Origin of the sequence: Nocardia sp. JMUB6875, assembly GCF_041154655.1 — a bacterium.
GTDB lineage: Bacteria > Actinomycetota > Actinomycetes > Mycobacteriales > Mycobacteriaceae > Nocardia.
In genome coordinates, this window is record NZ_BAAFGR010000013.1 from 34,537 (window position 1) to 58,070 (window position 23,534).

Sequence of the window (23,534 nt, forward strand, 5' to 3'; positions counted from 1 at the left end):
ATGTGTTGTTTTGTCAAGAACGACGCGTAGCCTGGGTCACAGTCGGAGGAGAAGTTTCATGACGCGATCACTCTCGGAGAATGCCGTATCGACCGTGCTCAACGGCACTCCCGCGGTGCCCGGCGTGGTCGCCGCCCCGGCGATCCGGCCGGTGCCCAGGGTCCGCATCGACACCGAAACCCACACATCAGTGCCCGATCGGGCATCGGAGTCGGAGGCCCTGCGGGGGGCCGCGGCGGCCGTCGCGCAGCGATTGCGGGAGCGCGCGGCGAGCACGACCGGCGCGGCCGCCGAGGTGCTGTCGGCGAACGCGGCCATGGCGGCCGATCCGGGGTGGCTGGCCGTCACGGAGCAATCCATCGCCGAGGGCGACTCCGCGGTCGCCGCGGCGCTGGCCGCGACCGAGCGGTTCACGACCATGTTCACCGGCCTGGGCGGACTGATGGCCGAGCGGGTGACGGACCTGCGGGACGTGTGCGACCGGATCGTGGCCGAATTGCTGGGCGCGCCGGAGCCCGGAATCCCCACTCCGGCACGGCCTTCGATCCTGCTCGCCACCGATCTGGCACCCGCCGACACGGCCGGGCTGGACCCGAATCTCATTGTCGGCCTGGCCATGTCGCTCGGCGGGCCGACCAGCCACACCGCCATCATCGCCCGCCAGCTCGGGATTCCCTGCGCGGTCGGGGTCGAGGGCCTCGACGAGGTAGCGGCCGGAACCGACCTCCTGCTCGACGGCGCGGCCGGCCGCGTCCTGGTCTGCCCCGAACCCGAGGCCATCGCCACGGCCCTCACCGGCTACCGCGCGGCGGCCGAGCGGGCCGCGGGCTGGACCGGGCCGGGCGCCACCGCCGACGGCCATCGCGTCGAGGTGCTCGCCAATGTGCAGGACGGCGCCGGAGCCCGCGCCGCGAGCGGCGGCCCGGCCGAGGGAGTCGGCCTGTTCCGCACCGAATTGTGTTTCCTGGACCGGGAATCCGAGCCCACGATCGCCGAACAGGCCGCGCTCTACGCGGAGGTCCTCGATGCCTACCCGGACGCCAAGGTGGTCGTGCGCACCCTCGACGCCGGGTCCGACAAGCCCTTGCGCTTCGCCCCGCACGCCGACGAACCGAATCCGGCACTCGGCGTGCGCGGCATCCGAATCACCGCGCGCGACACCGGCATCCTGGACCGCCAGCTCGATGCCGTGGTCGCCGCCGCGCAGGGCCGCCGCCACGCCCCGTGGGTGATGGCGCCCATGATTTCCACTGCGGCGGAGGCGAAGTCGTTCGGCGCGCGGGTCCGCGCCCGGGGCCTGGTGCCCGGCGTCATGATCGAGGTTCCGGCCGCCGCTCTGCTGGCCGCGGCGATCCTCGAGCACGTCGACTTCGTCTCGATCGGCACCAATGATCTGGCGCAGTACACCATGGCCGCCGACCGCATGTCCCCGCAGCTGGCCGCCCTCACCGATCCGTGGCAGCCCGCGGTGCTGCGTCTGGTGGCGGCGACCGCCGCGGCCGGACAGCGGCTCGGCAAGCCGGTGGGCGTGTGCGGTGAGGCCGCCGCCGATCCGCTGTTGGCCTGTGTCCTGGCCGGTTTCGGCGTCACGTCCCTGTCCGCGGCGGCCCCGGCGGTGCCCGCGGTAGGGGCGCGACTGGCAGCCGTCACCATGGCGGATTGCCGCCGCGCCGCCGCGGCCGTGCTGACCACGACCGATCCGCGATCGGCCCGCGAGGCGGCGGCGCGAATCCTCAGCTGACCAGTGCGGCAAGCGGATACCCCACGGCCACGGCCACGGCGGTGGTGACGAGGCCCGGCAGCATGAAGCTGTGGTTCAGCACCAGTTTGCCGAATTTCGTTGTGCCGGAGAGGTCGAAGTTCACCGCCGCGATGCTGGTCGGGTAGACCGGCAGGATGAACAGCGCGCACAACGCCGGAAGCATCGCGACCAGGTGCGGCGCCGAGATCCCCAGGGCCAGGCCGAGCGGCAGCATGATCTTGGTGGCCGAGGCCTGGCTCAGCACCAGCGCCGAGACCAGGGCGAGGACCACCGCGAAGAGCCAGGTGTGCTGCTTGGCCAGATCGCCCAGGTTGCCCACGATCATGTCCTGGTTGGATTTGATGAAACTGTCACCGAGCCAGGCCAATCCGAAGACGCCGACCAGGGCCACCAGGCCCGCCTTGGCCACCGGCGTGCCCGGAATCTTCGGGGCCGAGACCTTGCAGACCAGCATGATGACCGCCGAGGTCGAGAGCATCAGCACCTCGATGGTTTCGGGCATGCTCAGCGCCTTGCCGTCCGCACCCGGGGGACGCAGGTCCGGGAACGCGCCCGAGATCACCACGGCAAGCACGCCGAGCAGGAAGATGAGCGCGGAAAGCTTTGCGGTACGCGGCAATTCGGGACGCTCGACCTTGTCCGTATCGACCGGCGGAAGATCCTTACCGCGACGGCAGACCGAGAGCGAGCCCGCGATCAGGCCGATCAGCACCGACGGGACGGTCACGGCCAGGATCTTCACCATGCTCCAGCCGTCGGGCCCGAGCACCACGACCGTGGCGGCCATGGCGGCCGAGACCGGGCTGGCGCAGATAGCGGATTGACTTGCGATGGCGGACATGGAGATCGGCCGTTCCGGTCGCACGCCGCCCTCACGCGCCACCTCGTGGATCACCGGCAGCAGCGGATAGAGCAGGTGGCCGGTGCCCGCGCCGACCGTGAACAGAAACACCACCACGGGCGCGACAAAGGTAATGCGCTTGGGGTTCTTGCGAATCAAGCGTTCGGCGATGCGGACCATGTAATCCACGCCGCCCGCCGCCTCCATGGTGGCCGCCGCGACCACCACCGCCAGGATGATGAGCAGCACGTCGACCGGTGGTGACGTGGGTGCGACCCGAAACACACTGGCGAGCGCGACCACGCCCACCGCACCCCATACACCGAGTCCGATGCCGCCCACGCGCGATCCGATCAGGATCGCGGCGAGCACCACCGCTAACTCGAGAAGCATCTGAATCATCGGAGAAACCGCCTCGGTACTTATCTGTCATCGTCATGAGTCCCAGGACAAATGCCCTGACTATCGGCCTCTGACTCGCTATGACAGATCTATCTGATCAATAATTTTGCTGACGGTTCGCTCCCGTTGAGAAGACTAGCCCCACCGATCCAGGAGTCAACGTGGACACCATGCAAGACATGATCGAGGCCACCTCGATCGCCACCGGAATCGGCGTGCAGGACCTACAGGCCCTCACCGCCGTCGCCCAGTACCGCGAATACCCCGCGGGCGCAGTGCTTTTCCACGAGTCCACGCCGCGCGACTGGTTCGGCATCGTCCTGAACGGCCGGATCGAGATGGTCACCGGACTGGCCGGGCACGAGACCGCGCTCGGCACCGTCCGCGCGGGCGGCATGATCGCGGAGATGACGTTGCTGGACGGTGGCACGCACATGGCCACCGCCCGCACCACCGGCGGCGCGACCATCCTGCTCGTCACCCGCGAGGCCATCGAGGAGCTGTCGGCCCGGGAGCCCGAGCGTTATCACCGCATCGTGGCCCGCGTCGCCCAGCTGGTGGCCGCGCGGCTGCAGGCGGTGTCGAGCCGGCTGGCCGAGGCCGTGGTGTCCCAGCACGCGGTGGGAGGCATTCGGCGCGAACATGATTCGCTCGGCGAGCGGGAGGTCCCGGCCGAGGCGTACTACGGCGTGCAGACCCTGCGCGCCATCGAGAACTTCCAGATCTCGGGCATCAAGCTGCGCAAATTCGGGCATCTGGTGGATGCGCTGGCCTACGTGAAAAAGGCTGCCGCGCTGGCCAATTACGAGCTCGGCGCACTGGATGTCGAGAAGGCGGAGGCCATCACGCTGGCCTGCGACGAGATCCTGGCCGGAAAACTGCACGGTGACTTCATCGTCGACATGGTGCAGGGCGGCGCGGGCACCTCGACCAATATGAACGCCAACGAGGTGATCGCCAATCGCGGCCTCGAGATCATGGGACACGGCAAGGGCCAGTACCAGTTCCTGCACCCGAACGACGATGTGAACTGCTCGCAGTCGACCAATGACGTCTACCCGACCGCGGTGAAGCTGGGCGTGTACCTCTCGCTCCAGGACGCCGCCGAGGCCATGGCGGAGCTGCAGAAAGCCTTGCAGGCCAAGGCCGCCGAGTTCAGCGACGTCATCAAGATGGGCCGCACCCAGCTGCAGGACGCCGTCCCGATGACCCTGGGCCAGGAGTTCGGCGCGTACGGCGTCATGGTCGGCGAGGCCATCGCGCATCTGAAGCGCATTTCCGAGGACCTGCTCGTCACCAACATGGGTGCCACCGCCATCGGCACCGGCATCACCAGCCCGCCCGGCTACGCCGAGCTCTGCGCGAACAAGCTGGCCATCGTGACCGGCCTGCCCATCCGCCCGGCCGTGGATCTGGTTGAGGCCACCCAGGATTCGGGTGATTTCGTGGCGGTCTCGGCCACCATGAAGCGCGCCGCGGTGCAGCTGTCGAAGATCTGCAATGACCTGCGCCTGCTGTCGATGGGTCCGCGCGCGGGGCTGGCGGAGATCAATCTGCCCGCCATGCAGCCGGGTTCGTCGATCATGCCCGGCAAGGTGAATCCGGTTATCCCCGAGGTGGTTTCGCAGGTCTGCTTCCAGCTCATTGGCTACGACATGACCGTCACCATGGCGGCGGAGGCCAGCCAGCTGGAGCTGAACATGGCCGAGCCGATCATGGCCTACGACCTGCTCATGGGCACGCTCATGCTGCGCAATGCCGCCGTGACGCTGACCAACCGCTGCATCACCGGCATCACCGCCAACCGCGAGCGCTGCAAGGAACTGGTCAACAACAGCATCGGCCTGGTCACCGCGCTCGTCCCCGCGCTGGGCTATGAGGAGGCGGCCTCGATCGCCAAGGAGGCGTTGCGGACCGGCGGCAGCGTCTACGACCTGGTGCTCCAGCGCGGCGCGCTCACCCAGGAGGCCCTGGACGAGCTGCTGAGCCCGGAGAAGATGACGGCCCCGCGGGCCCGCACGCTGCTGTGACGGCCGCACCGGAGCGGGAACGGACCCGCGCACAGATTCCGCAACGCACACTGCGACTGGACAATTGGCTGGCGCAGCCGATCGTGACGGCCTCGATCCTGACGGCGTTCATCGTCTACGCGGCCTACGTCATCCTGGCCAACGACCACTACGCGTCCGGCCCGTACCTGTCGCCGTTCTACTCTCCCAACCTCACCGATGTCGGCATGCACGGCTGGGGCTGGGTGAGCTGGCCCGCCTGGATCACCCCGTCGATCCTGATCATCTGGATTCCCATGGGATTCCGGTTCACCTGCTACTACTACCGCAAGGCCTACTACCGGGCCTTCTGGCAGTCGCCGACGGCGTGCGCGGTGAGCGAACCGCACAAGAAGTACACCGGCGAATCGAAGTTCCCGCTCGTGTTCATCCAGAACATGCACCGGTACTTCTTCTGGCTGGCAGCACTGTTGAACGTGGTGCTGACCTACGACGCCGTGATCGCCTTCCGCGATTACGACGGTCGTTGGGGCCACATGGGATTGGGCACGGTCGTGCTGATCGTGAACGCCGCGCTGCTGTGGATGTACACCCTGTCCTGCCACGCCTGCCGCCACGCCATCGGCGGCCGGCTCAAGCACTTCTCCAACCATCCGATCCGGTACCGGCTGTGGACCTGGGTGAGCCGGATCAACCCGCACCACCAGCGCATGGCGTGGATCTCGCTGATCTGGGTGGCGTTCACGGACGTCTACGTCCGCCTGCTCTCGATGGGAGTCATCGGTGATCTTCGATTCTTCTGACCAGCCGATTCACCACGACTACGACGTGGTGGTGATCGGCGCGGGCGGTGCGGGCCTGCGCGCGGCCATCGAGGCCCGCAGCCGCGGTCTCAAGACCGCCGTCATCACCAAAACCCTGCTCGGCAAGGCGCATACGGTCATGGCCGAGGGCGGCGCCGCCGCGGCCATGGGCAATGGCAATCCGAAAGACAACTGGCAGGTGCATTTCCGCGACACGATGCGGGGCGGAAAATTCCTGAACGACTGGCGGATGGCCGAATTGCACGCCAAGGAGGCGCCCACCCGCATCTGGGAGCTCGAGCACTGGGGTGCGCTGTTCGACCGCACCAAGGACGGCCTGATCTCCCAGCGCAACTTCGGCGGCCACGAGTACCCGCGGCTGGCGCATGTCGGCGACCGCACCGGGCTCGAGGTGATCCGCACCCTGCAGCAGCGCCTGGTCGCGCTGCAGCGCGCCGACGCCGAGGAGTACGGCGATCCCGAGGCCATGCTGAAGGTGTTCGACGAGACCACCATCACCCGCCTGCTCACCGATGACGGCCGGATCTCCGGTGCGTTCGGATACGTCAGGCAGACAGGCGATTTCGTGGTGCTGGCCGCGCCGACGGTCATTCTGGCGACCGGCGGGCTGGGCAAGATGTACACGGTCACCTCGAACTCCTGGGACTACACCGCCGACGGCCACGCCCTGGCCCTGCGCGCGGGCGCGGAACTGGTGAACATGGAGTTCATCCAGTTCCACCCCACCGGCATGGTGTGGCCGCCGTCGGTGCGCGGCGTGCTGGTCACCGAGGGCGTGCGTGGCGACGGCGGCGTGCTGCGCAACAGCGAGGGCCGGCGCTTCATGTTCGACTACGTCCCCGAGGTGTTCCGGTCGATATACGCCGAGACCGAGGAGGAGGCCGACCGCTGGTACACCGATCCCGAGAACAACCGGCGGCCACCGGAATTGCTGCCGCGCGACGAGGTGGCGCGGGCCATCAACTCGGAGGTGAAGGCGGGCCGGGGGTCGCCGCACGGCGGTGTCTTCCTCGATGTCTCCACCCGCATGTCGCCCGAGGAGATCCGTCGGCGGCTGCCCGCCATGCACCATCAGTTCGCGGAGCTGGCCGGGGTCGACATCACCGAGGAGCCGATGGAGGTCGGGCCGACCGCGCACTACGTCATGGGTGGCATGCGCGTCGACCCCGACACCACCGCCACCACCCTGCCCGGACTCTTCGCGGCCGGGGAGTGCGCCAGCGGCATGCACGGTTCCAACCGGCTCGGCGGCAATTCGCTGTCCGACCTGTTCATCTTCGGCGCCCGCGCCGGAGCGGGAGCCCACGAATACCTGCAAACCCTGGGCGATTCCAGACCGGTCGTGCACGGGAACGCCGTCGAGGAGGCGCTCGCGGAGGCCCTCGCACCGTACGAGCGCGAGGACGGTGAGAACCCCTACGAGGTGCATCAGGCCCTGCAGCGGGTGATGACCGAACTGGTCGGCATCGTCCGCGATGGCGACGAGCTCGCCAAGGCGCTCGGCGAGCTGGAGCTACTGCGTCAGCGCGCGGAACACGTTGGGGTGACCGGTGATCGGCTGTACCACACCGGCTGGCACCTCACCTTCGACCTGCGCAATATGGCCCTCATCGCCGAATGCGTGGCGCGATCGGCCCTGGAACGCAACGAATCTCGCGGCGGACACACCCGCGGCGACTTCCCCGCCATGGATCCGTCCTGGCGCGGCGTCGTGCTGACCTGCCGCGACTTCGACGGCCGCGTGCACCTGTCGCGGCGGATCATGCCGCCCATGCGCGCGGACCTGGTGGCGCTGTTCGAGCCGGACGAGCTGCGCAAGTACTTCACCGAATCCGAACTGGCCCAGCTGGGTGTGGGAGCGTCCCGATGAAAAAGACAGTGACCGTGCGGGTTTGGCGCGGCGACGGCGGGCGCGGCGCGCTCGAGGACTATCAGGTCGAGGTGAGCGAGGGCGAGGTCGTGCTCGACGTCGTGCACCGGCTGCAGGCCACCCAGTGCCCGGATCTGTCGGTGCGCTGGAACTGCAAGGCGGGCAAGTGCGGCTCCTGCTCGGCGGAGATCAACGGCTTCCCCAAGCTCATGTGCATGAGCCAGGCGGCGCAGGCGGTGGTGGGCGATGCCATCACCATCACCCCGCTGCGCGCCTTCCCGGTGATCCGCGATCTGGTGACCGATGTGTCGTTCAACTACATCAAGGCGCGCGAGGTGCCGCCGTTCCAGCCCGAAGCGGGCATGCGACCCGGCGAATACCGGATGATGCAGGAGGACGTGCAACGCAGCCAGGAATTCCGCAAATGCATCGAATGCTTCCTGTGCCAGAACACCTGTCACGCCATTCGTGACCACGAGGAGAACATGACCGCCTTCGCCGGTCCGCGTTTCCTCATGCGGGTGGCGGAATTGCAGATGCATCCCGCCGACGTCCTGGACCGCCGCAAGCTGGCGCAGGACGATCTGGGACTGGGCTACTGCAATATCACCAAGTGCTGCACCGAGGTCTGCCCCGAGCACATCAAGATCACCGACAATGCCCTGATTCCCCTGAAGGAGCAGGTCATTTCCCGGAAATACGATCCGCTGGTGTGGCTGGGCAGCAAGCTGCTGCGCCGTGAGCACCTGGAGGCGAAGCATATTCCGGGCACGGTATTACCAGAGAGGTAATCGACTTCGTTCCCGGCAGCCGGAAATATCGAGGGCAGCACAGCAATTCCGGAAGAGGAGCTCGAAATGCCCGCTTACGCAATCGCCCACCTGTGGGATGTCGACGTCAATGCCGAGATCGTCGAATACCTGGAGCGCATCGACGGAACCCTCGCCCCGTTCGGCGGGAAGTTCCTGGTCCACGGCAACCCGCAGCGCCGCGGCGAGGGGCCGGAGAGCGCGATCGCGATCGTCATCGAATTCCCGGACTACCAGGCCGTCAACGACTGGTACGACTCGGCCGCATACCAGGAGATCCTGCCGCTGCGGCTGAACAACTGTTCCAGCGTCGCGACCCTCGCCCCCTTCTGCGGTGAGGATCACGTCGCCACCGACGTCCTGAAGGAGGTGGTGAGTAGCGATTGATTGCTCTCAGGCTTGGCTACAAAGCAATGGGCGGGCATCGGAATCCGATGCCCGCCCATTCATTTGGGGTTCGGGAGGTTACCTATCGCCCTGGAAGTAGCTCAGCAGGCGCAGGATCTCGAGGTACAGCCAGACCAGGGTGACGGTCAGGCCGAACGCCACGCCCCAGGCCGCCTTCTCCGGAGCCTGGGCCCGGATGAGCTGATCGGCGGCGTCGAAGTCCAGCAGGAAGCTGAAGGCCGCGACAGCGATGACCACGAGGCTGAAGACGATCGCCAGCGGGCCGCCGTCGCGCAGGCCGAAGCCGCCCGAGGTGAAGATCGCGGCGACCGCGTTGCCGAGCATGAGCACCAGCACGCCGATCATGGCGCCGACGACCATGCGGGTCAGGCGCGGGGTGACGCGGATCGCGCCGGTCTTGTAGACCACGAGCATGCCGAAGAAGACACCGAAGGTGCCGAGCACGGCCTGCGCGATGAGACCCGAACCGCCCACGCCGCCGAAGGCGACATTGGTGAACAGGAACGAGAACGCGCCCAGCATCAGGCCTTCCAGCGCCGCGTAGCTGAGCACCAGCGCCGGGTTGTCCTGCTTGCGGCCGAAGGTCATGATCATCGCCAGCACGAAGCCGCCGAGACCGCCGACCAGCACGAACGGCAGCGCGAGGCCGTGGTTGCCCGCGGTCAGCGCGTAGGACACGATCGCGCCCAGAATGGTGACACCGAGGGTGATGCCGGTCTTCTGGACGACATCGTCGATGGTCATCGGGCGGGTGGTCGGCACCGCCGGCTGGTAGGGCTGCTGGTAGCCGCCCGGGTACTGCGGCGGCTGCTGGCCGTACTGATACTGCGAGGCCTGCTGACCGTACGGGTCGTTGGCGTACTGACCGGCTCCAGGTGCCTGACCGAAGCCGGCGTAGCCACCCTGCTGCGGCTGCAAGTTCCGGAAAACCGGGTTGGATGTGGAGCGCACTGTGCGTCCCTTTCTGGAGTCGCGGCTCACGTAGGTCGTGGCCTGTGAAGCTACTCGTCCAACGTGTGATGGGGGCCGGATAGTTCCCGAACCCCCATAGATCGGACTGAACAGACTTTACCTGAGCTTTACTGAACGCGCCGTCCGCTCGCCGGTGCGTCAGCCCAGCTGACTCATCACGCGATGGGCGATGAGCTCGAGATGATCCAGGTCCGACAGGTCCAGCAGCTGCAGGTAGACGCGGCTGGTACCGGCGATCTCGGCGTAGCGGCCGATCTTGTCGACCACCTCGTCCGGGCTGCCCGCCAGGCCGTTGGCCTTCAGCTCGTCCACCTCGCGGCCGATGGCCGCCGCGCGCTTGGCCACCTCGGCATCGTTCGCGCCGACACAGGCGACCAGCGCGTTGGAGAAGGTGATGTCCTGCGGGTCGCGACCGGCGTCCTTGGCGGCCTTGCGAACTCGCTCGAACTGCTCGGCGCTGGCCTCGGCCGACTGGAACGGCACATTGAACTCGGTGGCGTACTTCGCGGCCAGGCGCGGGGTGCGCTTGGCGCCCATGCCGCCGATGATGACCGGCATCCGCTCCTGCGCGGGCTTGGGCAGCGCCGGGGAATCCTGCAGCGTGTAGTGCTCGCCGTCGAAGGAGAACGTCTCGCCGACCGGCGTCCGCCACAGGCCGGTGACGATGGCCAGCTGCTCCTCGAAGCGCGGGAACTTCTCGGCCGGGAACGGAATGCCGTAGGCCTTGTGCTCGGCCTCGAACCAGCCCGCGCCGAAACCGAATTCGACGCGGCCGCCGGACATGGCGTCGACCTGGGCCACCTCGATGGCCAGCACGCCCGGGTGGCGGAAGGTGGCGGAGGTGACCAGGGTGCCCAGGCGGATGCGGCGGGTCTCGCGGGCCAGCCCGGCCAGGGTGATCCAGGCGTCGGTCGGGCCGGGCAGGCCGTCCGCGTCGCCCATCTTCAGGTAGTGGTCGGAACGGAAGAAGGCGTCGTAGCCGAGGTCCTCGGCGGTCTTGGCGACGGTGCGCAGGGTGTCGTAGGACGCGCCCTGCTGGGGTTCGGTGAAGACTCGAAGATCAATTCGTCCCATGCGTCCTATTGTTCGGCGTCGTGCAGACCGCGCACCGAGCGGGTCACAGTGAACTTGCGATTGCGGCCCATCACATCGGTTTTGCCGACCATGCGCTCCATGACGCCCCGGTAGTTGAGGTGCGTGTTGTAGACCGTCCAGAGTTCGCCGCCGGGTCGCAGGACGCGGCCGGTCTGCTGGAACATCTTGATGGCCGAACCGGTGTGCACGGCCGCGCCGACGTGGAAGGGCGGATTGCACAGGACCAGATCGGCGCTGTTGTCGGGAGCCGAGGACATGGCGTCGTCCTGGAGCACGGTCACCTGGTCGGCCACGCCATTGGCGGCGACGGTGGCGCGGGTGGAGGCCACCGCGGCGGCGGACTGGTCGGTCGCGGTGACGCGCAGGCCGGGACGGGCTTTGGCCAGGGCCACCGCGAGAATGCCGGTGCCGCAACCCAGATCGATGGCGTCACGGGCATCGGGCTTCATACGCTTCAGGTAATCGAGCAGGAAGCGGGTGCCGATATCCAGGCGCGGGCCGGAGAAGGCGGCCCCGTGGGCGACCACCTCGAGGTCGCGGTCGTCGAGCCGGTTGCGGACCGGGAAGCGGGGCTCACCAATCGGTTTCGGGTCCGAGGCCAGCAGGATGCGGGACTTCTGGCGGCCGCGGCTGGCGCGCACCGAGCCGAAGGATTCGGCGAGCACCTCGTTCATGGCGGGGGTCAGGTATTTGTCGCGGCCGCCCGCGAAGACCTCGACCTCGGGGGCGGCGTAGCGGGCGATGGCCTCGGCGGTCTCGGCGAGGCCGGACAGGGCGCGCGGCAGCCGCCACAGCACCACGCGCACGTCGCCGAGCAATTCCGGACCCAATTCGTGGGTGGTGAATCGATCAGAAAATCCGACAATTCGGGCATTGTTGGCGAGGGCCAATTCACCGGTCAGTAAATCCTGATGCACCCGAACCCCGCGCAGATCGTGTGCGGCGATGGCGCCGAGAGTCAGTGCGCCGTAGCCGTCATCGATCACCGCGACCCGGCCGTCGGCGCCTGCCAGCGAATCCGCGGCGACATCCAGCATGAACCGGTCCGCGGCATCGACCGCGTACAGGTTCACCGCTTCTACATCTGGATACCGCCGCAGCCGGCGCAATACGTCCTCGACCTCAACCACACCTACAGTGTGCTAGATCATTGCCGCACCACTCCATTCGGCTCGGCCGATCCGATTTTCGCGGAATTGAATTAATTTGCCGCACCGCCGTCGCCGCGGTGCGGCATGACCGCGGACGCGCCGATGAGGACCACCGTCATGGCGGCCACCCCGAGGAAGACCAGATGCACGGCGGGCGCGAGATCGGCGGCGGCCGGATGGTCGACGTCGCCGAGGCGGGCGTTGACCAGTGCGCCGAACACCGCCACCCCGACCGCGCTGCCCAGCGAGCGCGTGAACATATTGGTCGCGGTCACCACGCCGCGCTCGGACCATTCGGCGCTGGCCTGCGCGGCGATCAGGGTGGGGCTGGCCACCAGGCCCATACCCATCCCGACGATGAAACAGCCGATCGCCACCCGCAGCAGGCTCGAATGCGCGTCTACCAGCAGCAGCGAGCCCGCGCCGACCACCGCCAGCACACTCCCGATCACGGCGGTGGCGCGGAAACCGATGCGCAGGTACACCTTTCCGGCCTGCGACGCCGACACCGGCCAGCCCAGCGTCAGCGCGCCCACGGTGAGACCCGCGATCAGCGCCCCGCTGCCGAGCACGCCCTGCGCGAAGGTCGGCACATACGAGGTGAGGCCCAGCAGGATCGCGCCCACCAGCAGCGAGGCCAGGCTGCTGGCCACCACGATGCGCCGGGTGAAAACCCACAGCGGCAGAATCGGATTCGCGGCCCGCCGCGCCACCAGCCCGAACGCGATCAGCACGAGGCCGCCGCCGATGAACAGCGCCAGACTCGCAGGCGAGGTCCACGCCCACGCCTGCCCGCCCTCCAGCAGCGCCAGAATCAGCGCGCCCGCCCCGACGGTGAGCAGCCCCGCGCCCAGGTAGTCGATCCGATGGCTCTGCCGCGGAGTGCATTCGGTGAACTTCCGCAGGATCATCCACCCGGCCAGCGCCGCCAGCGGCAGGTTGATCAGGAAAATCCAACGCCAGCTGACATATTCGGAGAACACCCCGCCCAACAGCGGCCCCAGCACCGACGACGCGGCCCACACGCTGGCCAGATACGCCTGCACCTTGGCCCGCTCCTGCACGGTGTAGATATCCCCTGCGATGGTCATCGACATCGGGCTGACCGCTCCGGCCCCGATCCCCTGCACCGCCCGGAACACGATCAAACCGATCATGCTGGTGGCCAGCCCGCACAGCAGCGACCCGAGCGCGAACACCCCGATCCCGAACAGCATCACCGGCTTCCGCCCGACCATGTCGGCGAGCTTTCCGTAGATCGGCACGGTCACCGCCTGCGCCAGCAGATAAATACTGAAAAGCCATGGGAACTGCGCGAACCCACCGAGCTGATCGGTAATGGTGAGCACCGCGGTCGCAATGATGGTGGAATCCAACGCAACCAGCGAGGTCGACAGCATGATCGCCACCAGAATCGGCCCGCGCTCGGACCTGAGACCAATGGACGACTTCACATCCGTAGCCGTCACCGGCGACCCCTCTCGTTAGCCCAACTCACTAGATGAGTCGAACACACGGGAGGGGCCGCTATTCCACCGGCTACAGCGATGCCGCCAGATCGCGGAGGACGGGCAGGCTGACGGAGCCGGAGCCGAGGATCTTGTCGTGGAAGGACTTGATGTCGAAGGCGGTTCCGAGACGCTCGGTGACCTGCGCGCGCTGGCGGCGGATTTCGAGTTGGCCGACCTTGTAGGCGACGGCCTGGCCGGGCATGGCGATGTAGCGGTCGATTTCGGCTCGGATCTCTTCGAGGCCGACCGGGACGCTCGCGTACATGAAGTCGATGGCCTGCTGGCGGGTCCAGCCCTTGGCGTGCAGGCCGGTGTCCACGACCAGGCGGCAGGAGCGCCACGAGTCGGCGGCGAGCATGCCGATTCGGGTGAGATCGTCGGGGTACAGGCCCATTTCGTCGGCGAGGCGTTCGGTGTAGAGGGCCCAGCCCTCGACGAAGGCGGTGTTGGAGAACGACATTCGCTGGAAGCGGGGCAGATGGTCCAGCTCATTGGCAATGGTCAGCTGCAGGTGGTGGCCGGGAATGGCCTCGTGGTAGGCGACCGCCGCGGTCTCGTAGCGGTTGCGGGTCTTGGGCTCGCGCAGGTTGACGTAGTACGCGCCGGGGCGGGTTCCGTCGGCGGCGGGCGGGAAGTAGTAGGCGGCGGGTGCGTCGGCGGCCAGGAAGTCGGGGACCGGAAAGATGCCGCAGGCCTCGCGGGGCAGGCGGCCGAACCAGTTGCCCATCTCGGCCTGGGCGGCGGCCAGGCAGGCGCGGGCGTCGGCCATGATCTCCTCGCCCTCGGCGTAGCGCAGGGCGGTGTCCTCGCGCAGCCGGGCGAAGATGGCGGTCTGGTCGGTGAGGCCGAAGTGGCGGCCGCCGATCTCCTGGTATTCGGCGCGCAGCTTGGCCAATTCGTCCAGGCCCAGCTGGTGGATCTCGTCCGCGCCGAGGTCGGGGAGGGTGGTGTGGCGGCGCAGCAGGCGCCCGTAGATGTCGGCGCCGTCGTCGCCGAGCCAGCACAGGCCGGGCTTGTCGTCGGGGCGGGCGGCGGGCTCGAGTTCGGCGGCCAGCACCTCGCGGTAGGCGGCGAAGGCGGGGCGGATGACGTCGCGGGCGACCTCGGACAGTTCAGCGCGCCAAGCGGTCTCGCCGTCCCAATCGGCCGGGCCGGACATGGTGGCGAACGGGTCGTCCTTCAAGTCGGAAGCCAGGTAGCCGTCGAGTTGATTGAGCGAGCGCGCGATGGTGATGTGCGCGGGCGTGCGCCCGGCCGCCAGACCGGCGCGGAAGCGTTCGACGGCCTGATTCATCAGCGTGCCGAACTGCCGGTAGCGCTCCACCAGTTTCCGCGCGTGCTCCGGTTCGGGCGCGTTCACCTGGGGCGCCGCGGTCAGCATCCCGGCGTGCACGCCGGTCATCTGGTCGGAGGCCATCTCGATCGGCCGCCACTCCAGATACGAGACGGCGGAGGCCAATTCGGTGTGCAGCAGGCTGCGGGTGGTGCGGTCCTCCTCGCTCAGCCGCGCCGGGTCGAGCCGTTCCACCTCGGCGAGCAACCCCCGCCATGTCCCCAGCAGACCCTCCTCGGCCTGCAGCGACAGATCCTCGATCCGATCGTCGAATCGCCTGTCCCCCAACAGCGTCGCCTCACTCGGCGCGGACTCCATCATGGCGTCCCAGTAGCGGTCGGCGAGTGCGATGAGTTCCTCGTGCGCGTCCATGCCGACCATCATGCCCGTCCGGGCGCGGCCATCCGGGTGAAGCGGCTCAGCGGCGGGGCGGAACCGGGATGCGCATGAGATCCTCGGCCACCACGATCTCGCCGTCGAATTGTGCTTTGGCGTCGGCCAAATGCTGGTCGAGGGTGCGGTAGCGCTGCGAGTAGTGGGTGAGGACCAGCGTGCGCACGCCCGCCCGGGCGGCGACCCGGCCCGCCTGGCCCGCGGTGAGATGGCCGTATTCGACGGCCAGCTTCTCGTCCTCGTCGATGAAGGTGGATTCGATGACCAGCATGTCGACATCCTGCGCGAGCTCGTAGACGCCGTCGCAGAGGCGGGTGTCCATGACGAACGCGAAGCTCTGACCGGGCCGCGCCTCGCTCACCTCGTCGAGAGTGACGGTGCGGCCGCCGAATTCGACCTCGCCGCGGCGCTGCAATTCGCCGACCAGCGGACCGGACAGCCCCAGTTCCCGCAGCCGCTCGGGCACGAAGCGGCGGCTGTCGGGTTCGTCGAGGCGGTAGCCGAAGGTCTCCACCGGATGCGACAACCGCGCCGCGCGCAGCGTGAAATCGGCTCCGGGCGGCGGCAATTCGCCATTATCGGTGATCGGATGCGGTTCCAGCTCGACCTGGCGATTGTGTGCCGAGGAGTCGATGAGCCGCTCGTAGTAGACCTCCCCCGAGGCCGGGAAGTAGACGTCCACCGGATGCAGCGCGCCGTCGAGACTGATGCGGCCGAGCACCCCGGGCAGGCCGAAACAGTGGTCGCCGTGGAAGTGGGTGATGCAGATGCGGGTGATCCCGCTGGCGGCCACGCCCGCGAAACTCATCTGCCGCTGGGTGCCCTCCCCCGGGTCGAACAGCAGCCCCTCCCGATCCCAGCGCAAGAGATAGCCGTTGTGATTGCGCTGCTTGGTCGGGACTTGGCTGGCCGTTCCCAGAATGACCAGTTCGCGCTGTGACACGGCCGCCAGGCTACCGCCCGGGTGGGTGATCCTCGCGGTGGCGAGCCGGGCGCGTCCGCGGCAAATACCGACAGGGGGTATCCGAGGCGGCCGGGTAGGATGTCCACCGTGGTCGAACAGCAGCTGCGCGGCACCCGGTTCATCCGGGCGTTCGGGCTGCTCGCGCTCATGGCCGGGATCGTGGCCATGCACGCGCTGGTCGTGGGCATGAGCCACGAGGATTCCGGCCACGGCACGCATGCGGCGCACGCGATGGCCGCTCCGGCCGCGATGGCGCCGGACCAGAGTCATGACATGTCGATGCCCGGCTGCGGCGGCGACTGCGACAACGGGCACGCCGGAATGCACGGCTGTCTGTTCGTGCTCACCGGACTACTGCTCGCACTCGGCTTGGCCTTGCTCGCCTGGGTCGGAATCGGCCGTCGCGATGCGGCCACCTCGAAGCTGTTCCATCAGCGTGTACACCGGGCCCGTCCCCCACCGTGGACGGTCCTCTCCTTGGCCGAATTGGCGATTCTGCGGATCTGATGGGCACCCCCATGCCCATTTCACGAAACCTCAGCAATCCCCAAGGAGTACAAGCATGTTCAGCACCCGTATCAAACTCGCCCTGATCGCCGCCACCTCCGCCACCGCCCTGCTGGCCGCGGGCTGTAGCAGCAGCGACGACGGCAGCATGCCCGGCATGGATCACGGCAAGTCCAGCACGTCGGCGCAGCCGGCAACCCGGACCGATTTCAACAACGCCGACATCACCTTCCTGGACATGATGTATCCCCATCACGCCCAAGCCGTGGAGATGGCGAAGCTGGTCCCGAGCCGCTCCCAGAACCAGCGGCTGATCACCCTCGCCACGGCGGTCGAACAGGCGCAGGCCCCGGAGATGCAGCAGATCACCACGCTGCTGGCGAGTTTCGGTAAGCCCGCGCCGATGACCGGAATGAATCACGACATGCCCGGCATGATGACCAAGGATCAAATGTCCAAGCTGGAATCCCTGTCCGGCACGGACTTCGACAAGCAGTGGATGCAGATGATGATCGAGCACCACAAGGGCGCGATCGACATGGCGAACACCGAACTGAAGCAGGGCACCAACGCCGACGCGAAGGCCCTGGCGCAGTCCATCGTGACCGCGCAGCAGCAGGAAATCGATCAGATGAACGGCATGCTCGGCCAGAGCTGAGCCGAAACGCGAACGGGTGCGCCGGTTTCCGGCGCACCCGTCTCGTAAATCAGCTGCCGATCACGGCATTCATGATCGTGCCCGCGCTGGTGGCGGTCGCGCCGCCGATCATGGCTCCCGCCACCATCTTCGGTGATTCGAGCCCGCCGCCGCTCCACTTCTCCCAGGCGAACCGGCCGCCACCGTAGGTGATGGCCGTTACCCCCGACAGCATGGTGAACCAGGTGAAGTAGCGGACCAGCTTCATCAGCTTGTCCGCCACCGGCGGCGTCTCCGGAGTCGGGTTGCCGATCTGCGCGACAACCGTGTTGTAGGCGTCATGCACTGCGAGGAGCATGCTCACGATCGGTTCCTCTCGGGATGCTGGAACGGTGCTGATGGGCGGATCAAGTGGCACAACTCTCACTATTCAGAGCAATTGAACCGCATTCCACGGGGTGTCATCGCGACGACACACCACCAGCACCGAACTCGAGCAGCCGATCAGCTACCGGTTTTGTCTCCCCGGAGCGCCAGCAGCGAGTGCCGGCGACCGTAGACGAAGTACACGACCATGCCGATCGCCATCCAGATGACGAACCGCAGCCAGGTCTCCACCGACAGGTTGAACATCAGCCACGCGCACGCGATCACCGACAGGATCGGGATGAACGGCACCAGCGGCACCCGGAAGCCGCGCGGCAGATCCGGACGCGACTTGCGCAGCACGATCACGCCGATGGACACCAGCACGAACGCGAACAGCGTGCCGATATTGACCATCTCCTCGAGCGTGCCGAAGTCCACGAACCCGGCCAGCAGCGCGCAGATGACGCCGACGATGGCGGTGATCCGCACCGGCGTGCCCTTGGATCCGGTGTGCGCCAGTTGGCGCGGCATCAGCCCGTCGCGGGACATGGCGAACAGCACGCGGGTCTGCCCCAGGAACAGCACCATGACGACGGTGGTCAGACCGGCCAGCGCGCCGATGGAGATGAGGTTCTTGGCCCAGGTCACCCCGTGCAGCGCGAAAGCCGTTGCGAGCGTGGCGTCGTCGCCCTGCAGGTCCTTGTAGGACACCATGCCGGTGAGCACCAGCGACACCGCCACGTACAGCACGGTCACGATGGCCAGCGAGCCCAGGATGCCGCGCGGCACATTGCGCTGCGGGTTCTTGGTCTCCTCGGCCGCGGTGGCGACCACGTCGAAGCCGATGAAGGCGAAGAACACGATGGAGGCCGCGGCCAGCAGGCCGTACCAGCCGAAGTGGCTGTTGCCGCCGCCGGTGACCAGCTGGAACAGGGTCTGGTGCAGCTTGCCCGCACCGCCGGAGTCGGCATTGGGGACCGATTCCGGAATGAACGGCTTCAGGTTCGAGGCCTTGAAGTAGGTGGCGCCGACCACGACCACCAACGCGATGACGGCCAGCTTGATGGCCACCGCCACGGCCGACACCCGCGAGGACAGCTTGGTGCCCAGCGCCAGCAGCACGCCCAGGATGGCGATCAGCACGACCGCGCCCCAGTCGAACTTGACCGATCCGAAGTGCCAGATCGGCTGGCGACCGCCCATGACCACGCCCAGGTACTGCGACCAGCCCTTGGCCACGACCGAGGTGCCGAGCGCGAATTCCAGGATCAGGTCCCAGCCGATGATCCAGGCGATGACCTCGCCGAAGGTGGCGTAGGAGAAGGTGTACGCGCTACCCGCGACCGGCACGGTCGAGGCGAATTCGGCGTAGCAGAGCGCGGCCAGGCCGCAGGCCACCGCGGCGAACACGAAGGCCAGCGAGACCGCGGGTCCGGCCATGTTGCCCGCGGTACGCGCGGTGAGGGTGAAGATGCCCGCGCCGACCACGACCGCGACGCCGAAGACCGTGAGGTCCCAGGAGGTCAGGTCCTTGCGGAGCTTGGCATCGGGATCGTCGGTGTCCCGGATCGACTGTTCGACGCTCTTGGTGCGGAACAGTCCGGTGGTGCGCGGGGCAGCGGGACCGGAAGCGTCCCGCTGGGAGTCCGATATCGCCACGGTCTCTCCTATATCTGGCTTTCTCGGCAACAATGCAGTTTTCACCGGTCAGCCACAGTCCAGCTCCCGGTTGGTGCACTTTCGCTGGTGGCCTGCAGAAAGACTCGCTGGTTCCAGCCCCGTCACTGCGATCGGACCCCGATGGGGGTCCGAGTTGTCGGCGTCACACGGAACCGTATCACCAGGTGGTACGTACCAGTTCAGCAACCTTCTGGACACCGGAAACGCGTCCGCGCGCCGCGGCGACGCCACGCCGGGGACCGGCGGGTCGGATTAGTGTTTCCGTATGGCTTTCGGGGGAGCGTCCGCCGGCGGTGATCGCGGCGCGCTGGATCGGGTGCTGGCGCACGCGCACGGCGTCCGGGTCCGCGAGATGCCCGGGCCCGCGCCGGTCCTGCTGGAGGAGCGCGACCCGATTGCCGTGCGGGCGCTGCGGGACGCGCTCGCCGTGGCGGACCTACCCGGATTCGTGTGCATGTGCTGGGGCGATGTGACCCTGGATTTCCTCGGCGCGCAGGACCGCGTCCTCACGACCGTGACGCTGCACCACGGGTATTCGATCCGCTGGGAGGGCTGGCCGCAGGACGCGCTGCTGGCCGACGGCGTCCGCCCCCTGGAATGGCTTGCCGTGCGCGGGGTCTCGGGCCCGCTGCGCGAGTACCGCGCGGCCGAGCAGCGCCAGGCCGAGAGCGACCGCACCGCGCGACTGTGGGTGGCCGAGATCCCCGAACCCCTCATCCCCTACGCCAGCCTCTTCCTCGATACTTCCACCACGGGCGGCGGCCTCACCGAACCCCAGGTGTCCGAGGTCCGCGCCCTACTGTTGGCGGCTTACCCGAATCCGGTGGACCGAATCCTGCGCCTGTGCACCTGGTTCGCCGCGGGCACCGGCGCCTACTCCGGCCACCCCACCCACGAACGCATCCCGGCCCAATTCCTCGACCTGGAAACCGGACCCGACTTCGCCCGCGCCGTCGACCTGGCCGACGACACCGCCACCGCCGGCGCGGTCCGCTACCTGCTCAGCTGGGACACCCGAAAACGCCTGGCCCGCCTGCTGTCGGCGCTCTCCCCCACCGCCCGCCGCAAGATCCTGCTGCACGCCCGGGACGCCGAATCCCGCCGCTGGCTCCAACGCCGCATCACCGGGTTGCAGTAGGGCGGTAGATCAGTGCACCGGCTCGGCGCGGGCGTACTTCTCGCCGCAGAACTTCCGGGCCACCTCGTCGGCACTCATCCCCGAATTCGGATGATTCCCTTCATCATTGGCCTTGCAGGTGGAGCTGCCGTCCGCCTTGTAGGTCTCGATGATCGCGGCGACCGGCGCCAGCGTAGAACCGTCGAATCGCCAGAAGTCGAGGTATTTGTCGGCGGGACCGCTCTTTGACGAGCCGACGATGTAGCCGTTCGTCGAGCGGTTCACCCCGAACAATCCGCCGATCTCCCCGGCGCGCACGAAGTCCGGGTCGGAATCGGTCGCGCGATAGACGGCCAGGGTCGCGTTCCCATTGGCGGCGATCGAGAGCGGAACCACCAGTTGGTCGCGATCGTCGGCGGCGAGCTGCGCCAACTGGGGTTCACCGAAGGTCTGGGTCCCCGGCTCGGAAAGCGTCTGCCGCACAGCGCCATCGCGGCCGATCACCTCGATGGTGACGTCCGCCCGCTGGCGGTACGCCCCCGGGGTGGGCGTCGGTACCCGGTGGCGCACCACGAACGTGAGCCCGGCCCGGTCGCGCGATACCAGGCGACAGTCCGGCGGCGGGTCGCCCTCGGTGCGCACGTTGGTGCACAGCGGCAGGCCCGCGGGGTCCGCCGCCGAGGTCGGTGCTGCCGCGGTGGACGCCGCGGGTGTAGTCGTCGAATCGCCGTGGGCATTGTCGCTGTGCCCGCAGGCGGCGGTGATCAATACACCCAGTGCGACGGCCGCTGTCGGCCAATATCGGCCCATGCCGCGGAGATTAGCGCGGCGGCCGGTCACTCCGGTGGATTTGGATGTCGGCGCGGCGGATTAGCCTGGAGGCATGGTCGAGTTTCCCGAGAGCAACGTGGGGCCGAAGTTCAAGGGCAGGCGGGTCGGGTACTTCCGCGAGACGGCGGGGTATCGGCGGTATGCGGCGGCGTATCGGGACGGGTTCGAGAACCTGCCGCCGGTGCGTGAAACGCTCGATGTGGCAACCAGTTTCGGGACCGTGCGGGCGTATCGGTTCGGGGAGGGGGAGGCGACGCCGCTGGTGCTGCTGCCCGGGCGGCAGGCCGCGACGCCGATGTGGGCGGCGAATCTGCCGGGTTTGCTGGCGGTGCGGCCGGTGATCACGCTGGATCTGCTGGGTGAGCCGGGGCTGAGCGTGCAGTCCAAGCCGTTGACCGATGACGCGGATCAGGCCACCTGGCTGTCGGAAGCGTTGGCGGAGTTGGAATCTCGGCCGGTTCATGTGCTGGGGGTATCGATCGGCGGGTGGTCGGCGGTGAATCTGGCCGTGCGGCATCCGGAGCGGGTGGCTTCGCTGATCACGCTGGACGCGCCGTTCGTGTTCGGCGGCGTGACCTGGAAGATGATCCTGGTATCGCTGGGTTCGGTGCTGCCGGGGATGCCGGAGAAGTGGCGCAACAAGTTGCTGAGCTGGATCTCCGGCGGGGTGTCCGCACCCGAGGATCTGCCCGAGGGCAGGCTGATCGCCTCGGGCATGAAGGATTTCGCGGCCTACCTGCCGATGACGAAACAGCCTGCCAAGGAACAGCTTTCGGTGCTCGGCATGCCGTATCTCGGCATCTTCGCGGGGCGCAGCATCGTGCACAACGCGAAGAAGATGGCCGCGCGGGCGCGAAAGCTGGTGCCCGGCGGGCAGTTCGAGGTGTGGCCGGAGGCCTCGCACGCCATCAATGGCGAGTTCCCGGACGAGATCGCGGCGCGGGTCGCGAAGTTCCTCGGCGAGGTAGATCCCGGCCCGGCCTGATCAGGGAACGAGGACCGCGCGCCCCCGGATGTGGCCCGCGTCCAGGCGACGGAAGGCCTCCGGCCCGTCGGCCAGGTCGAAGCGTTCGACCTCCATGTGCAGCTTGCCCGCCTGCGCGAGCGCGACGCAGTCGTGCAGGTCACTGCGGGTGCCGCCCAACGACTTTCGCACCGACGCGCCCCAGGGCCAGCCGGGTCCGCCCGCGGGTCCGGCGGTGATCTCGGGTGCGCCGCCACCGAGTCCGACCATGCGGTAGGCGCCATTGGGCGCGACGGTCTCGCAGGCCAGCTTGGCGGTGGCGTCCACGCCCGCGAAGTCGAAAACGGCGTCGGCGCCGCGCCCGTCGGTGAGGTCGAGGATCTGCTTGGCGGCGTCGGGGCCGGACAGAATGCCGATCTCGGCGCCGCAGTCGGCCGCCAGGTCCAGCTTCTCCTGGGCCTGATCCACCGCGATCACCCGCACCCCGGAGATGGCGTGCAGGATCTGCACGCCCACGTGCCCGAGCCCGCCGATGCCGATGGCGACCGCGGTTCCGCCGGGCCGCAACGCTTCTCGCGCGCCGCGGATCGCGTGGTAGGCGGTGAGGGCGGCGTCGGCGACCGGTGCGGCCTGCAGGAAGTCGAGGTCGCCGATCGGCACGAACGCGCTGGCCGGGATCCGCACGTACTCCGACATGCCGCCTTCCATGGTGAGTCCCGGGCAGGGCGGCATGGCGAGGCGGCCGGCCGCGAGGCAGACGTTCTCGTTGCCGCTCACGCATTCGCGGCAGACCCCGCAGGTCCAGAAGAGGAACACGACACCGCGCTCGCCGACCTCGCGCCCGCTCACATCCGATCCGACGGCCTCGATGGTGCCCGCGATCTCGTGGCCGAGGGTCAGCGGGTCCTCGCGCAGCTGGATGGGGAAGTTGACCAGGGTCAGGTCGGAGTGGCAGACGCCCGCGGCGCCGACCTTGACGAGCAGATCGGTGGGTCCGATTTCCGGTACCGGAATGTCGTTGATCTGCACCTTTTCCGGGCCGGTCCACTGGAGTGCGCGCATCGTGCTTCCTTATCTCACGCTTG

Annotated in this window: 21 protein-coding genes; 10 read left to right on the plus strand and 11 right to left on the minus strand. The window is 68.0% G+C overall.

Annotated features, from left to right (window positions below; genetic code table 11):
- Positions 1 to 58 precede the first annotated feature (58 nt).
- Positions 59 to 1,741 carry a phosphoenolpyruvate--protein phosphotransferase gene (locus ACAM49_RS05520; RefSeq protein ID WP_369634356.1) on the plus strand — a complete coding sequence of 561 codons (1,683 nt, stop codon included), beginning with the start codon at positions 59 to 61 and terminating at the stop codon, positions 1,739 to 1,741.
- On the opposite strand, the gene ACAM49_RS05525 is transcribed toward ACAM49_RS05520, so the two are convergent.
- Positions 1,734 to 3,005 carry an anaerobic C4-dicarboxylate transporter family protein gene (locus ACAM49_RS05525; RefSeq protein WP_369634357.1) on the minus strand — a complete coding sequence of 424 codons (1,272 nt, stop codon included), beginning with the start codon at positions 3,003 to 3,005 and terminating at the stop codon, positions 1,734 to 1,736. The genes ACAM49_RS05520 and ACAM49_RS05525 overlap by 8 nt on opposite strands.
- 170 nt (positions 3,006 to 3,175) lie before the next feature.
- Here ACAM49_RS05525 and ACAM49_RS05530 point away from each other — a divergent pair, with 170 nt between their 5' ends.
- The 5 genes from ACAM49_RS05530 to ACAM49_RS05550 all read left to right on the plus strand — a co-directional run bounded on the left by ACAM49_RS05530 (position 3,176) and on the right by ACAM49_RS05550 (position 8,904).
- Positions 3,176 to 5,035, plus strand: a complete 1,860-nt coding sequence (locus ACAM49_RS05530; protein WP_369634390.1) for an aspartate ammonia-lyase — start codon at positions 3,176 to 3,178, stop codon at positions 5,033 to 5,035.
- A complete protein-coding gene (locus tag ACAM49_RS05535) occupies positions 5,032 to 5,817 on the plus strand; it encodes a hypothetical protein (RefSeq protein WP_369634358.1) in 786 nt (261 codons plus the stop codon). The genes ACAM49_RS05530 and ACAM49_RS05535 overlap by 4 nt, the downstream gene beginning before the upstream one ends.
- Positions 5,798 to 7,708 carry a fumarate reductase/succinate dehydrogenase flavoprotein subunit gene (locus ACAM49_RS05540; protein ID WP_369634359.1) on the plus strand — a complete coding sequence of 637 codons (1,911 nt, stop codon included), beginning with the start codon at positions 5,798 to 5,800 and terminating at the stop codon, positions 7,706 to 7,708. The genes ACAM49_RS05535 and ACAM49_RS05540 overlap by 20 nt, the downstream gene beginning before the upstream one ends.
- The gene (locus ACAM49_RS05545; RefSeq protein WP_369634360.1) at positions 7,705 to 8,499 is read left to right on the plus strand and encodes a succinate dehydrogenase/fumarate reductase iron-sulfur subunit; all 795 of its coding nucleotides are present in this window, start codon (positions 7,705 to 7,707) and stop codon (positions 8,497 to 8,499) included. Before ACAM49_RS05540 ends, ACAM49_RS05545 begins: the two co-directional genes overlap by 4 nt.
- A 66-nt stretch (positions 8,500 to 8,565) precedes the next feature.
- Positions 8,566 to 8,904: a DUF1330 domain-containing protein gene (locus ACAM49_RS05550; protein WP_369634361.1), complete on the plus strand. Its 339-nt coding sequence runs from the start codon at positions 8,566 to 8,568 to the stop codon at positions 8,902 to 8,904.
- Positions 8,905 to 8,982: 78 nt separating this feature from the next.
- Here the strand turns inward: ACAM49_RS05550 and ACAM49_RS05555 are convergent, their stop codons facing one another.
- The 6 genes from ACAM49_RS05555 to ACAM49_RS05580 form a co-directional block, all read right to left on the minus strand.
- The gene (locus ACAM49_RS05555) at positions 8,983 to 9,876 is read right to left on the minus strand and encodes a Bax inhibitor-1/YccA family protein (RefSeq protein ID WP_369634362.1); all 894 of its coding nucleotides are present in this window, start codon (positions 9,874 to 9,876) and stop codon (positions 8,983 to 8,985) included.
- Between the two features lie 159 nt (positions 9,877 to 10,035).
- Entirely contained in the window at positions 10,036 to 10,971 is a 936-nt protein-coding gene (locus ACAM49_RS05560; protein WP_369634363.1) for an LLM class F420-dependent oxidoreductase, read from the minus strand.
- A 5-nt stretch (positions 10,972 to 10,976) separates the two neighbouring features.
- The gene (locus tag ACAM49_RS05565) at positions 10,977 to 12,122 is read right to left on the minus strand and encodes a class I SAM-dependent methyltransferase (protein ID WP_369634364.1); all 1,146 of its coding nucleotides are present in this window, start codon (positions 12,120 to 12,122) and stop codon (positions 10,977 to 10,979) included.
- Between the two features lie 71 nt (positions 12,123 to 12,193).
- The gene (locus tag ACAM49_RS05570) at positions 12,194 to 13,612 is read right to left on the minus strand and encodes an MDR family MFS transporter (protein ID WP_369634365.1); all 1,419 of its coding nucleotides are present in this window, start codon (positions 13,610 to 13,612) and stop codon (positions 12,194 to 12,196) included.
- 70 nt (positions 13,613 to 13,682) lie between these two features.
- A complete protein-coding gene (locus tag ACAM49_RS05575) occupies positions 13,683 to 15,359 on the minus strand; it encodes a DUF885 family protein (RefSeq protein WP_369634366.1) in 1,677 nt (558 codons plus the stop codon).
- 46 nt (positions 15,360 to 15,405) lie between these two features.
- Positions 15,406 to 16,323, minus strand: coding sequence for a ribonuclease Z (locus tag ACAM49_RS05580; RefSeq protein WP_369634367.1), 918 nt, complete (start codon positions 16,321 to 16,323; stop codon positions 15,406 to 15,408).
- Between the two features lie 108 nt (positions 16,324 to 16,431).
- Here ACAM49_RS05580 and ACAM49_RS05585 point away from each other — a divergent pair, with 108 nt between their 5' ends.
- Both ACAM49_RS05585 and ACAM49_RS05590 read left to right on the plus strand, forming a co-directional pair.
- The gene (locus ACAM49_RS05585; RefSeq protein WP_369634368.1) at positions 16,432 to 16,851 is read left to right on the plus strand and encodes a DUF6153 family protein; all 420 of its coding nucleotides are present in this window, start codon (positions 16,432 to 16,434) and stop codon (positions 16,849 to 16,851) included.
- A 55-nt stretch (positions 16,852 to 16,906) separates the two neighbouring features.
- Positions 16,907 to 17,509: a DUF305 domain-containing protein gene (locus tag ACAM49_RS05590; protein WP_369634369.1), complete on the plus strand. Its 603-nt coding sequence runs from the start codon at positions 16,907 to 16,909 to the stop codon at positions 17,507 to 17,509.
- 49 nt (positions 17,510 to 17,558) lie between these two features.
- Here ACAM49_RS05590 and ACAM49_RS05595 read toward each other — a convergent pair whose 3' ends face one another.
- Positions 17,559 to 17,846, minus strand: a complete 288-nt coding sequence (locus ACAM49_RS05595) for a hypothetical protein (protein WP_187703184.1) — start codon at positions 17,844 to 17,846, stop codon at positions 17,559 to 17,561.
- A 146-nt stretch (positions 17,847 to 17,992) separates the two neighbouring features.
- Complete coding sequence (locus ACAM49_RS05600) at positions 17,993 to 19,510, minus strand: APC family permease (RefSeq protein ID WP_369634391.1); 1,518 nt, start codon at positions 19,508 to 19,510, stop codon at positions 17,993 to 17,995.
- 292 nt (positions 19,511 to 19,802) lie between these two features.
- On the opposite strand from ACAM49_RS05600, the gene ACAM49_RS05605 reads away from it, so the two are divergent.
- Positions 19,803 to 20,675, plus strand: a complete 873-nt coding sequence (locus tag ACAM49_RS05605) for a hypothetical protein (RefSeq protein ID WP_369634370.1) — start codon at positions 19,803 to 19,805, stop codon at positions 20,673 to 20,675.
- Positions 20,676 to 20,684: 9 nt separating this feature from the next.
- Here ACAM49_RS05605 and ACAM49_RS05610 read toward each other — a convergent pair whose 3' ends face one another.
- A complete protein-coding gene (locus tag ACAM49_RS05610; RefSeq protein WP_369634371.1) occupies positions 20,685 to 21,464 on the minus strand; it encodes a hypothetical protein in 780 nt (259 codons plus the stop codon).
- A gap of 73 nt (positions 21,465 to 21,537) precedes the next feature.
- Between ACAM49_RS05610 and ACAM49_RS05615 the strand changes: the two genes are divergently transcribed.
- Complete coding sequence (locus tag ACAM49_RS05615; protein WP_369634372.1) at positions 21,538 to 22,470, plus strand: alpha/beta fold hydrolase; 933 nt, start codon at positions 21,538 to 21,540, stop codon at positions 22,468 to 22,470.
- Here ACAM49_RS05615 and ACAM49_RS05620 read toward each other — a convergent pair whose 3' ends face one another.
- Entirely contained in the window at positions 22,471 to 23,511 is a 1,041-nt protein-coding gene (locus tag ACAM49_RS05620; RefSeq protein ID WP_369634373.1) for an NAD(P)-dependent alcohol dehydrogenase, read from the minus strand.
- Positions 23,512 to 23,534 lie beyond the last annotated feature (23 nt).